This window comes from Mesorhizobium waimense, from assembly GCF_003601975.1.
GTDB classification, from domain to species: domain Bacteria; phylum Pseudomonadota; class Alphaproteobacteria; order Rhizobiales; family Rhizobiaceae; genus Mesorhizobium; species Mesorhizobium waimense.
Genome location: NZ_QZWZ01000009.1, coordinates 178,575 through 190,422, shown reverse-complemented (window position 1 = coordinate 190,422; position 11,848 = coordinate 178,575). Strand labels below are relative to the sequence as shown.

The 11,848-nt window shown below is 61.5% G+C and carries 10 protein-coding genes; 3 read left to right on the top strand and 7 right to left on the bottom strand.

What is annotated here, in order from left to right; genetic code table 11:
- Positions 1 to 422: 422 nt before the first annotated feature.
- From D3227_RS14290 to D3227_RS14260, 7 genes are all read right to left on the bottom strand, one after another.
- Entirely contained in the window at positions 423 to 1,544 is a 1,122-nt protein-coding gene (locus D3227_RS14290; RefSeq protein WP_120014743.1) for a DUF2333 family protein, read from the bottom strand.
- A gap of 16 nt (positions 1,545 to 1,560) precedes the next feature.
- Positions 1,561 to 2,865 (bottom strand): DUF6638 family protein, encoded by a 1,305-nt coding sequence (locus D3227_RS14285; protein WP_120014742.1) that lies wholly within the window; start codon positions 2,863 to 2,865, stop codon positions 1,561 to 1,563.
- 9 nt (positions 2,866 to 2,874) lie between these two features.
- On the bottom strand, positions 2,875 to 4,785 hold the full coding sequence (locus D3227_RS14280; RefSeq protein WP_120014741.1) for an ATP-binding protein: 1,911 nt from the start codon (positions 4,783 to 4,785) through the stop codon (positions 2,875 to 2,877).
- A gap of 24 nt (positions 4,786 to 4,809) precedes the next feature.
- Entirely contained in the window at positions 4,810 to 5,955 is a 1,146-nt protein-coding gene (locus D3227_RS14275) for a hypothetical protein (protein WP_120014740.1), read from the bottom strand.
- Between the two features lie 35 nt (positions 5,956 to 5,990).
- Positions 5,991 to 7,079 (bottom strand): hypothetical protein, encoded by a 1,089-nt coding sequence (locus D3227_RS14270; RefSeq protein ID WP_120014739.1) that lies wholly within the window; start codon positions 7,077 to 7,079, stop codon positions 5,991 to 5,993.
- Positions 7,080 to 7,399: 320 nt separating this feature from the next.
- Positions 7,400 to 7,789, bottom strand: coding sequence for a c-type cytochrome (locus D3227_RS14265; protein ID WP_120014738.1), 390 nt, complete (start codon positions 7,787 to 7,789; stop codon positions 7,400 to 7,402).
- Positions 7,790 to 7,892: 103 nt separating this feature from the next.
- Positions 7,893 to 8,504 (bottom strand): thymidine kinase, encoded by a 612-nt coding sequence (locus D3227_RS14260; RefSeq protein WP_120014737.1) that lies wholly within the window; start codon positions 8,502 to 8,504, stop codon positions 7,893 to 7,895.
- Positions 8,505 to 8,743: 239 nt separating this feature from the next.
- Between D3227_RS14260 and D3227_RS14255 the strand changes: the two genes are divergently transcribed.
- The 3 genes from D3227_RS14255 to choV all read left to right on the top strand — a co-directional run bounded on the left by D3227_RS14255 (position 8,744) and on the right by choV (position 11,831).
- On the top strand, positions 8,744 to 9,679 hold the full coding sequence (locus D3227_RS14255; protein ID WP_120014736.1) for a choline ABC transporter substrate-binding protein: 936 nt from the start codon (positions 8,744 to 8,746) through the stop codon (positions 9,677 to 9,679).
- Positions 9,680 to 9,798: 119 nt separating this feature from the next.
- The gene (gene choW / locus D3227_RS14250) at positions 9,799 to 10,653 is read left to right on the top strand and encodes a choline ABC transporter permease subunit (RefSeq protein ID WP_120014735.1); all 855 of its coding nucleotides are present in this window, start codon (positions 9,799 to 9,801) and stop codon (positions 10,651 to 10,653) included.
- Entirely contained in the window at positions 10,650 to 11,831 is a 1,182-nt protein-coding gene (gene choV / locus D3227_RS14245) for a choline ABC transporter ATP-binding protein (protein WP_120014734.1), read from the top strand. Before choW ends, choV begins: the two co-directional genes overlap by 4 nt.
- Positions 11,832 to 11,848 lie beyond the last annotated feature (17 nt).

Below are 11,848 nucleotides of genomic sequence, written 5' to 3'. Positions count from 1 at the left end.
TCCTCTGGATTGGACGATGGAGGGGACGGGTTTGATCAGTTTGGTCGCAAGCAAGCTCGAAACGGCCCGGCACTGCAGGCGCGGGCATGTTCTACCCTTGTCGCTGCCTTGGCGTCAACTTTCATGCAACTATGTTTCCCATGGAGAAAAATTCTTGTCGACCTGTCTCGGGTCTTCGCGCCCGGCTATGGCGCCGTATAAAAGCCAGAGCAGGCGCTGGTGCGCCGTCTCAAAACAGCCGCACAATGCACGGAATGCGACAGGGGCGACGACGCAAATCAACAAGCGCCGCCGATGCCGGCAAAACCGCTGGCGTCAGCACGTTGCTGATCTCGACCATGTTGGAACGGACTCTCAGCACATAAAAACCCATCGTCGTCAGGTGCGGCCATCCTCGCGGCGGTGCCGGCGCGGTTTCAAGCTCAGCGGTCGAGAACCGATCGGACCTCAACGAGATTGGAGCGGACCCGCAGCATATAGAATCCCATGGTGGTCAAGTGGGATGGCATGATCCAACCGTCCTCCCGACCATTTGAGATGATGAGGGGCCGAATTTTCAGCGCCGCCTGAAACTGCTGGTCGAGTTGGTCCCAGAGCGGACCGAGCCCGCGCGTGTCGATAACGGCCTTGAAATCAGTGCGCGTGGCTTTCAGGATTCCGTAGTAGCCGTAGAGCTGTCCGTAGGCGAACCAGAATCGGTCGTCCGCGCGCGTATCGAACCAGCCATTGTTGTTTGTCTGCGACTGTCTGCTGAGGATATCCGATGTCGAACCGATATCACTGGCTATACGGTCGACGAACTTCGCCAGATTGTCCGCGCGGGCGTTGAACACCACCTCGCATTTCAACAGGCGGTCGTTGAAGGTGCGAAGCGACGTGATGCCTGTGCGGTAGAAGCTGGGGCTTGGCGTCTTGGGGCCGAATGGCCTAAGGCCGAAATACCACGTTTCCTCGTCGAATTCGACCGCGCCTCTTGCATCCTGCAGGTTTTGATCGATCTGGCTGGTGCCGCGTACTCGGCCGATCGTGTCAACCAATTCGACCGCGGTGCGTCGAACAGCCTGGTGTACGCCGCGCTGGAAAGCCGCCTTGTTGTCCAGGAACGGTGTATGATCCCAGTCCACGCCGAAGAGCCCTAACTTGTACAGGATCATCGACGAGATCCAGGCGTTTTGATTGACATTGAAATCGATCAGATCCGCCGCAACCGTCACGATGCCAGACCTGGTACATGTCTTGACTTGGCCTTCCGCGCCTTCGTCGGTGACTTGCTCGCCGGATCCGGCCGGCGGCGCGAATGTATAAGCATCCGCATAGGCAGGATTGAAGTTCTTCCAATATTGCGTGTTCCAGAAGAAATAGGTGTACAGTCCGACCAAGATCACGATCGCCGTACCGAGCACGGCCTTCAGTATCCAGCCGCGCTGCGTGTACCAGCGGCCGGCCCACATGAACGGCCACAGGATGACGCCGATGGCGAGGCCGATGCCGCGGCCGATCCACTGGAAAATCCGGGTGAAGAAATTCACGATCGGATCAAGCATGGCGATGACACCCCCATCAGTCAGTTAGGCCGTAGAGGCGTGTGCGAAACGCCACCTTGTCCTTCAAATATGTGGTTTTCAGAACGTCCACAACATGCGATCGCCAGGCGTCGCTGTAGCCGTCGAAGTCGCGGTAGAAGCCGGGCTTGTTGAAGACGTAGCGCGAAACGAAGTCCTGCGGCACGAAATCCGAGATCAGGTGGTTGGTCAGCCAGGCATCGGGATGATCGGGCTTGGCCCGGATCGCCAGGAAGCGCTGCTGCGGGAACACGTCCTCGATCTTGAGCTGGCCAAGCTGGGCGACCTCGCGCTTGGCGGCGTTGAGGAAGGGGAAATTGCCGTCCCTGGTGATCAAATCGGCATGGCCATGTATCCAGGTCTGCAGCCAGACCTTATCGACGTCGGTCAGGTTGCGGTCGGGCTCGCTGTCGCGGATCAGGGCGCGCACCACCATCTCGGCGCGGTGCTCGAGATAGCCGGAGGCCTCGATCCACGAAGCACGCGGCAATTCGATACGGCCGGTCGCGGCGAGGAACCTGAACACCTTGTCGGCGTCGTTGATCGACAGGTAGCTCACCTGCCACGGCCGCGAACGGCGGAAGCCGGGCGCCGCCGGGTCGCTGATGACAGTCGTCATATCCGGATCGACGAACACGTAGAGGCCGCCGAAATGGCTGGTCCAATAAGCGTTGTGGCGGAAGATCACCTGGTCTGGCACCAGGGCGTTCTCGCGGATGTCGCCGCAGATCTTGGCGAGCTCCACCATGCGTTGCAGCATGGCGCTGTCGCGCCAGGCATCGGGTTCCTGCTTCAGCCGGTCGACAAGCTTGCCGAGTTCGGCCGCCTTGCCCAGCACGTCCTCGGCCGACAGCACCTTGAACTCGACCTGGTTGATCGACAGCAGGTCCTCGATGTCGTTGACCTTGGGAACTGAATCCTCGATCTCGCCGTAGATGACGTCCTTGATGGTCAGCGCGTCGATGGCGCGCTGGTTCTTCGACATGAACTCGAACATCAGTTGCGAGGTGTTGGAGAAGGCGGTGTGGACCACCGGCAAGTCGATCTGCGACGGCGTCAGGATGATGAAGCGACGGTTGACCTCGTTGGGATCGAGATAGTCGTAATCGCGGCATTCGTCGGCGACCTCAGGCGAAAAGCCGGTGCGGTCGATCTGGAAACTCTCCAGCTTGGTCGGGTTCAGCCCGAAGGCGGCAAGCGCCTTGTTGTAGCGCTGGATAAGATGCGGCTCGTCAACCGTCAGCAGCCGTCCGTAAATCAGCTCGTTGTCGCGCAGCAGATCGGGTTTCTTGGCGGGTTTCATTGCACGCCCTTACGCATTCCAATTTCCCTTGGCCTTCATCTCCTCGATTTCGCGCACGGCGCGGTCGCGCAGCCTTGTGTCGCGGATCATCTTGGTCACTGCCGCATCGTCGGACTTGTCGGAGTAGCGGAATTCCGAGTCGGCATAGCGGTTGATCTCCTGCATGACCATGTCCATCGAGAACGGTCCGCGCAGTTCCTCGATCATCGCCTTCTTCTCATCGTAGCCCTTGTGCATGAAGGCTTCCGGCTTTTCGAACCACTCGTCGGGAAGCTCGATGTCCATGGCGCGCATCTTGATGGCGTCGGTGACGTTCTTGATGGCGCGGCCGGTGAAGCGCGGCTCGGCGTCCTTGATCATGTGCAGATAGGTGCCGATGTCGGCCAGCGACTTCGGCGCGCCGCTTCCCTTCATGTAGCGCTCGTAGACCTTCATCAGCCCGTCTTCCTGCGGCTTTTCATGCTCCTCATAGGCTTCCGTTACCGCGCGCTGGATCTCCTGCGCGGCATAAAGCTTGTGGTCGCCAAGCGGGATCTTGTGGTTCTTGCCAGCGAGCAGGACGAAGATGTCGATGTAGTCGTCGCGGCTCTGCGGCCCGTCGACCAGCCAGCGGGCGCCGGCGCGCTGGCGCAGCGCGTCGTCGACATTTTCGGGGTAGTTGGAGAACATGCCGAAGGAGCAGTTGCCGCGCACCACGGTGCCGGCACCGGCGAAGGCGTCCATCAGGACGCCGGTGATCTCCTGCTGGCCGGCCGAGGCGCGGTCGTCGGAACGGCGCGCCGCCACCTGGTCGATGTCGTCGACGGTGCCGAAGCCGATGACGCGCGGATTGAGCACGTTGTTGATGAACTGCCGGCAGTTCTGACCGGATTTGCCCTGGTAGGATGAAATCTGGTCGACGCCGAAATTCTCATAAGCGAACGGATAGCCGGCGACCTGGCAGTAATTGTTGACGAGACCAGCGATCATCTGGATCAGCGTCGTCTTGCCGGTGCCCGGCGCGCCGTCGCCGATGAAGGTGAAAAGGAAGCCGCCGAGCTCGACGAACGGGTTCATCTCGCGCTCGAAATCATAGGCCATCAGCATCTTGGCGAGCTTGACCGACTGGTATTTGGCGATGTGGTTGCCGACGACCTCTTCCGGCTTCTTGAAGGTCATCACCAGCGGCTTGGAGCGCTTGCCGGGCGCGACATCGAAGCCGTCGAGGGTGAAGTCGTCGACGTCGATGCGGATGTGGGCGTTCTCGAACGGACCGATGCCGTCGAAACGGCCTTTGCGCACCAGCAGTCCGTCGATGGCGACACGGGCAAAGGCGCGCGCCCGGGTCGTCAGATCGGCATCGTCCTTCGAGCCCGCAATCGCCTTGTCGAGACCGGCGACGATCGACTTTACCGCATCCTGCTGCGTGTCGAACAGGAAATCCGGTTCGGCAATATCGTTCGGCGCCTCGCCGTCACTGTCGATCAGCTGGAACAGATAGGAGGCGAGGCTGAAGGCGGAGATATAGGCCGAGGCCGACAGGAGTTTCTTGAAGGTGGCGGCCTCGTCGCCCTCGAGCGGGGCGCGGGCGTTCTTGGCCTGCAGGCTTTCGAGGTCCGAGCCTTCGGCAAAGACATCCGATATGGCCAGCGCGATCGCCAGCCCGCGCCGGGCGCGAAACAAAAGCGTGTGCTGCTGGATGGTCATCAACTGGTCGTCGGGATGGATGGCGGCGACAGTTTTCGACAGCTCGACCTCGCGCGTGCGGCGCACCGAGCCGACCGAGACGGTCGAGACGAAGCGGCGGTTGGTGCCGGCAAGCGCTGTGCCGGATTCGCGCGAGGGATCCTCCAGCACGACGATACGGGTAATGAAGCCCTGCGCCGTGGCTCGATGCTTTTCGATTGCAGCTTCCGAAATCGTGGTCAGGCCGGTGTCCATGAAGGATGCTCCGCGGGTTGACGGTCACACATCACTGATCACCTGTCCCTTCGACAGGATGTGGACCTTGTAGCCGGAAAAGATCTTCTGCGCCTCGCCGGCGGCATAGAGCGCCTGATAGGCCTCGTGCGGGATCAGCGCATGATTCTCGTAGCTCGACACGCCCTGGCGTGCGGCCTCCAGGTCATCGGTGTTGATGAAGAATTCCTGCGTCGTCTTCTCGCTCGAGAACAGCCCCTTGCGGCCGGGCTTTTCGGCTTTCGAATAGACCTCCTGGATGGTCCAGGTCAGCAGCCAGGCGTTTTCGGGCTTGCGCACCTTGGCCAGCACTTCCGTGACCGTCGTGTTGTTGTCGGTGATCCCCGCCGAATAGAACGGGCCGAGCACGACGCGGCGCAACTGCTTTGGATGCAGCGGCTCGAAATCCTTGTCCATGTTGACCGCGATGGTCGCCGGCGACAGCGTGTAAGCCGAATTCTTCTCGGTGAAATCGTCGAAGCGATGGGCGAGTTCGGGATTGAGCAGGCCGTCCACCGGCAGCGGAATATCGACCCTTTCATTCAGCTTGCCACCGCTGTCGACGAGCTGCCGGATCATGTCTTCGGAAGAGTCCTCCACGGTAGCCATGTAGATCAGCGGCAGATTGGCGCTGCCGTCGAAACTGGCCCAATGAACCAGATAGTAGGGCCGCAGCGTCTTCGGGTTGACGGAGACCTTTGCCGTCTGCGCCAGCGTGAACGGGCCGAAGGTCGATCCGCTCTTGACGTCCTCCAGATAGAGCCGCTCGGCCATCGACTTCTGCAGCGCCTCCGGGAATTCCTTGTGGCGCAGGATGAAGTCGGCCATCTCCTCGCGCAATTCGCCGGCCCGCGGGATGCTGGCAAGGCGCGTATCGGCCTGGCGGCGGTCGTTCTCCAGTTCCAGCAGGTTCTGGAACACCGGATAGCCGCTGTCGGCGCGCGAGATGCGGAACGTCTCCATGAAGCCGAGACGGTTGCGCCAGCAGGAAAACGACTTGTCCAGCCGGGCAATGTATTCGGCGACGATCTTGGCGACGATACCGTGCCGGTAGAGCGGCGAGCGGTCGTCGCGCATGAACACTTCCAGCCCGCTCAGCGCCGCCGTGATGGCGGAGAAATAGCGTGCCGCCGCCTCGTTTTCGGGGGTCATGCCGTCAACCTTATGGAGCAGTACGTGTGCGGCAATTACGACTGCACGTAATTGGCCGAATTGTGCTTCTTCATCACCTCGTCGAAGCGGCGGGCAAAGGCATCGTCGGCGAGCTTCTTGCGGCGCTGGATGTCGGCGGTGGCCACCATGTTCTTCTCGTGCATTTCAAGGAGATCGCCAATGTGCTTTTGCGAGGCGGCGCCGATGCCGGCCATGGTCTCCTCGGCGGTGTTGTCGACCTGGCTGCCCAACGTATTGATCTTGTGGGCGACGTCCTGCTGGGCGGCGGTCTTGAGCGAGTCTTCCAGGGCCTTGTAGAGCACGATGCGCTGCTCGGTATCGATCGTCAGCTTGTTGATCAGCGTCGACTGCGCGGCGATCTGGTTGTTGAGCGAATCGACGAAGGTCTGGAACATCGAGGTGTAGCGCTCCAGCGTCTGGCTTTCGGCCAGCAATTCCTGCTCCTTGGCCTGCTTCTCATTGTATTCGGTGGCCAATTTCGAGCGCTCGCCTTCAAGCTGCGTGCGCTCCTTCTGGCTGGTCGAGGCGGCAATCCTGTTCTCGATGTCGAGCAGCATCGGGTTGAGCTCCTCGATGCGTTTCTGCACCGCTTCGAGGTTTGTCATGGTGGTCTTGCGGCGCTCGATGACCTGCGACAGGCTGGCCTCGGAGGTCTTGTAGCGCTGGTCGAGAACCTCTTTCTGCGCCTTGAGGATGCCGACAATGGTGTCGGACTTGGCCAGCAGTTCCTGCAGATTGCCGGCCAGCGACATGTTGCGGACGCGGTCGGTGCGCATGCGCTGCTGACGCTGCTTGGAGAACATGCCGACGAAGTTTTCCCAGCCGGTATAGTTCTTCATGCTCTCGAATTCGGCGCCGAAGACGTTGGTGGCGTCCTCCAGCCCGATGATCAGGTCGGCGATGTTGCCTTCCATCACCTTCTGCTGCTTCAGCACATCCTCGATGCGGGCGTTCTCGATCTCGAAATTGGCGTCGCCGATCTTCTTGTCGGCCTGGGCCAGCGTGTCGAGCACGGTGCCGGACTGCTCGATCTTGGAGCGCATGTCCTGCACGACCTGCTTGGTCTTGGCAATTTCGGCATCGAAATTCTGCAATGTCGCCATAGGGGCCTCCCGCATCGGCATCGGTTTCGTGTCGGCGCGAATATATGTGGAGCATCCGGGGATTGAAAGACGCAAGACAAGAGGAGCTGCGAAAACAAAAGGTTTCGCTCCTCCCTTGAAAGATAAACGAACCATTCTCATGGGTTGACTACCCGGCCGACCGGGCTCAGTTCACCTGCCGCCTGACTTTTGGACGGTCCCGGCGGCAACAAAGCGTTCGATTTTCGCCGCGACGGCTGCCCCGATATTGGGCAAATGTCCGCAACCGATCAGCGGGCGTGCTGGACCGACGCCAAAGCCGGACTGGCCGCCGGCAGGGTTCAGGGCTTGGGGTCGGCCTTCAGATAGGCGATGACATTGGCGATGTCGGTGTCGTTGCTCAGTCCGGCAAAAGCCATCTTGTTGCCGGGAACCTTCAGCTTCGGGGCGTGCAGATAGACAGCAAGGTTCGCCTCGTCCCAGACCAAGCCGGCGGCGCCGGCATCCTTCATAGCCTGCGAATAATGGCCAAGGAAGCTTTCGGCCGTTCCGGCCGTACGGCCAACGACGCCCAGCAGATGCGGGCCGACCTTGTCGCGGTCGGTCGCTGCCTCGTGGCAGGCGATGCATCGGTTGAAGACTTTCTTACCGAGTGCCGCGTCGCCGTCGGCATGCGCGGCAAGAACGCCGGCGAGGAAAAGGACAACGGCGGACGAAACGGCTCGAAGCATTGGCTGACCCCGGAGAGTTCTGGCTGACGGGTTTATAGGAGCGAGGTTTAACAAACGCTGCATCCGGCTGCAGCAGAGCCGGCGGCAAAGGCCGCCGCGCCGGTCAGGACTTGGTGAAGCCGATGAAATCGTCGGGCGTCGCCCTGCCCATTTCCTCTTCCCAGTGGCGGCGGCAGAGCGAGACATAGACGTCCTTGCCGATCGCCACCTGCTCGCCCTGTCTTGCCACCTTGCCGTCCGGGCCGAGGCGTACCACCATCGTCGCCTTGCGGCCGCAGCGGCAGATGGTTCGCACCTCGCGCAGATCGTCGGCAATCGCCAGCAGCGCGCGCGAGCCGGAAAACAGCTTACCCTGGAAATCGGTGCGCAGGCCGTAGCACATGACCGGGATGTTCAGCCGGTCGGCGATGCGGGCGAGTTGCCAGACCTGCTCTTCGTCGAGGAACTGCGCCTCGTCGACGAAGACGCAATGCACGGTCGTGTGGTCGTGATGCTCGGCGACGCGGGCGTAGAGGTCGTCGCCGTCACGGAACATCTCGGCCTCCGTCTCCAGGCCGATGCGCGACGAGATCAGCCCGGTGTCGCCCTTGCGGTAGTGGCCGGCGACGAACAGCATCGTCGTCATGCCTCGTTCGCGATAATTGTAGGACGCCTGCAGGAGCATCGTCGTCTTGCCGGCATTCATCGTCGCATAGTTAAAATACAGCTTCGCCATCCCGCCCTTTTAAGCCGAGTTGTCCCGGTGCGGGGAGGGGCGCGCCGGCTCATTCCCCTGAAAAAGCCGCCTGCCATCAAAAAAGCGGCACGGGTGTCGCTGATCGGCCAGTCGGCGCCGTTCATCGTGATTGCCTTAGTGCTTGAAACCGCACCAGAATGGTGTTTGGCTGACGAAACAAGGCGGAGATAAAAACCGTTCCTTCGCTTCGCCAAAAGAATCGCAATGGGAGAATATCTATGTCGCGTATGAATTCCTACGTCGCCGGCCTCGGTCTGGCGGCTTTCCTGTCCACGGGCGCTGCCTTTGCCGGAGACCCGGAAAGCTGCAAAGCGGTGCGTCTTTCCGATGTCGGCTGGACCGACATCCAGGCGACGACCGGTGTCGCCTCGGTGCTGCTCACCGCGCTCGGCTACGAGCCGCAGGTGATCCAGCTGTCGGTTCCGGTCACCATGGCTTCGCTGAAGAACAAGGACCTCGACGTCTTCCTCGGCAACTGGATGCCGTCTATGACCAACGACATCAAGGACTACACCGCCGACGGCTCGGTCGAGACCATCAGTGAGAACCTCAGCGGTGCTGGCTACGGCATCGTCGTGCCGACCTATGTCGCAGACGCCGGCGTCAAGACGCTGACCGACCTCGGCAAGTTCAAGGACAAGTTCGACGGCAAGATCTACGGCATCGAGGCCGGCAATGACGGCAACCGCATCATCCTCGACATGATCAAGAACCCGAAGGACAATCTCGAAGGCTTCGAACTGGTCGAGTCCTCGGAAGCCGGCATGCTCACCCAGGCCGAGCAGTCGATGAAGAACAACGAATGGATCGCCTTCCTCGGCTGGACGCCGCATCCGGTGATGGGCGCCATGAAGATCACCTATCTCGACGGCATGGGCGATAGCGGCTTCGGCGCTGCCACTGTGCATACCAATGTGCGCAAGGGCTACACCACGGAGTGCCCGAATGCCGGCAAGTTCATCGCCAATCTGAAGTTCAATCTCGACATGGAAGGCGAGATGATGGACGCGATCCTGAAGGGCGGCGACGCCAACACGGTCGCGACCGACTGGCTGAAGAAGCATCCGGACGCGGTTGCGCCCTGGATCGCCGGCGTGACCACCTTCGACGGCGGCGATGCCGCCGCGGCGGTCAAGACCGCGCTCGGAGGCTGAGCCGACCTTGAATCCGGCGTGACCGGAAAAGGGCAGCCATAGTGGAAAAGGCTGCCCTTTTTCATATCCTGTGACAAGATGACCGTCCGGCAAGGATGGCGCAGCCATAGAGGGGCAAGATGGATCCGATTTCGAAATTCCTGGTCGCCTACAAGATCCCCATAGGTCCGTGGGGGAAGGCATTCTTCGGCTTTCTTACAGACAATTTCGATACCGTCTTCAGGACTTTTTCCAACAGCCTCAATTTCCTGCTCGACGGGATAGTCGACGGACTTCTGCTGTTGCCGCCCGTTCTTCTCATCGCGCTGATCGCCCTGCTCGCCTATTTCCTGCAGCGCTCCAAGGGCCTGGCCGTCGCCGTCTTCCTCGGGCTGCTCTTCATCCTCAACCAGAACCTATGGAAGCAGACGGTGGAGACGCTGGTGCTGGTGGTTGCCGCCGCCGCCGCCTCGATGGCCATAGGCGTGCCGCTCGGCATCTGGGCCGCGCACAAGCCGAAAGTCTACCGCATCATGCTGCCCGTGCTGGATCTGATGCAGACGCTGCCGACCTTCGTCTACCTGATCCCGGTGCTGACCCTGTTCGGCCTTGGCAACGCGCCCGGCCTCATCGTTACCATCATCTTCGTCATCCCGACTTCGGTTCGTCTCACCCATCTCGGCGTCACTTCGGTACCGAAGTCGATCGTCGAGGCCGGCGAGGCGTTCGGCGCCACCAAAAGACAACTCCTATGGAAGGTCGAGCTGCCCTCGGCTCTGCCCACCATCATGGCCGGCCTGACACAATCGATCATGTTGTCGCTGTCGATGGTGGTGTTCGCGGCCCTCATCGGGGCCGGCGGCCTCGGCACCGAGATCAACCGGGCGCTCGGCTCGCGCAGGATCGACTTGGGGCTTGAAGCCGGTCTCGCAATCGTCGTGCTCGCCATCGTGCTCGACCGAATGACCCGTATTGGCGTTGGAGGCAAGAAATGACCGTCGCCGTTGATTTCAAGAACGTCGATATCGTCTTTGGCGCCGACCAGGCCGGTTCGCTGGCGCTCATCGACGGCGGCGCCACCCGCGCCGAAATCCTTGAAAAGACCGGCAATGTGCTGGGCTGCGCCGGCGCCAGCCTGACCGTGCATGAGGGTGAGATTTCGGTCCTCATGGGTCTGTCCGGTTCAGGCAAGTCGACGCTGCTCAGGGCCGTCAACCGGCTGAACGTCGTTTCGCGCGGCCAGGTTCTGGTCAAGGACGGCGACGGCACGGTCGACGTCGTTACCTGCGATGAGGTGACGTTGAGAAGGCTGCGGCAGAAACAGGTGGCGATGGTGTTCCAGCAGTTCGGCCTGCTGCCGTGGCGCACGGTGGAGGAGAATGTCGGCCTCGGCCTCGAGCTCGCCGGCGTGCCGGAAGCCGAGCGCAAGGAGCGCGTGCAGCGCCAGCTCAAGCTGGTCAATCTCGACCCGTGGTCGAAGAAATACGCCCACGAGCTCTCGGGCGGCATGCAGCAGCGCGTCGGCCTGGCGCGCGCCTTTGCCACCGAGGCGCCGATCCTGTTGATGGACGAGCCGTTTTCGGCGCTCGATCCGCTGATCCGGACCAAGCTGCAGGACGAGTTGCTGCAGCTCCAAGCCGAGTTGAAGAAGACCATAATCTTCGTCAGCCACGATCTGGAAGAGGCGCTGAAGATCGGCACCCACATCACCATCATGGAAGGCGGACGCATCGTGCAGACCGGCGCGCCGGAGGACATCGTGCTGCGCCCCGCCAACGACTATGTCCGCGACTTCATCGCCAATGTGAATCCTTTGTCGGTGCTGACTGCCTGGAACGTTATGCGCGACCGCCGCGACCTCGAGGAGAGCACGGACGGCTGGGTCTGGCTCGACCGGCGCAAGACGACGCGGTTCAAGATCGACGAGCACGGGTTGGTGGCGGCGGCCGAGCGCGACGGCAAGCCGGCGGTGTGGGTGTCCTGCACCGACATCGAAGCCCAGCCGGAGGAGACCGCTCAGGTGTTCTGGGCAGCCCCAGGCACCTCGCTGAAGACGGTGATGATGGCCATGCACCGTTCGCAGACGGCGCCGGTGGCGTTGTTCGACGACCAGTCGCGCTTTGTCGGCGCCATCGGTGTCAGGGACGTGCTGAGCGCCGTGCTGCGGAGGTAGAGGAAACGGTCCTGAAG

Excerpts from the sequence above, each read along its gene's own strand:
- D3227_RS14260 (WP_120014737.1), bottom strand. The coding sequence starts at position 8,504 with ATGGCGAAGCTGTATTTTAACTATGCGACGATGAATGCCGGCAAGACG.
- D3227_RS14290 (WP_120014743.1), bottom strand. The coding sequence starts at position 1,544 with ATGCTTGATCCGATCGTGAATTTCTTCACCCGGATTTTCCAGTGGATC.
- D3227_RS14265 (WP_120014738.1), bottom strand. The coding sequence starts at position 7,789 with ATGCTTCGAGCCGTTTCGTCCGCCGTTGTCCTTTTCCTCGCCGGCGTT.
- D3227_RS14270 (WP_120014739.1), bottom strand. The coding sequence starts at position 7,079 with ATGGCGACATTGCAGAATTTCGATGCCGAAATTGCCAAGACCAAGCAG.
- D3227_RS14285 (WP_120014742.1), bottom strand. The coding sequence starts at position 2,865 with ATGAAACCCGCCAAGAAACCCGATCTGCTGCGCGACAACGAGCTGATT.
- choV (WP_120014734.1), top strand. The coding sequence starts at position 10,650 with ATGACCGTCGCCGTTGATTTCAAGAACGTCGATATCGTCTTTGGCGCC.
- choW (WP_120014735.1), top strand. The coding sequence starts at position 9,799 with ATGGATCCGATTTCGAAATTCCTGGTCGCCTACAAGATCCCCATAGGT.
- D3227_RS14280 (WP_120014741.1), bottom strand. The coding sequence starts at position 4,785 with ATGGACACCGGCCTGACCACGATTTCGGAAGCTGCAATCGAAAAGCAT.
- D3227_RS14255 (WP_120014736.1), top strand. The coding sequence starts at position 8,744 with ATGTCGCGTATGAATTCCTACGTCGCCGGCCTCGGTCTGGCGGCTTTC.
- D3227_RS14275 (WP_120014740.1), bottom strand. The coding sequence starts at position 5,955 with ATGACCCCCGAAAACGAGGCGGCGGCACGCTATTTCTCCGCCATCACG.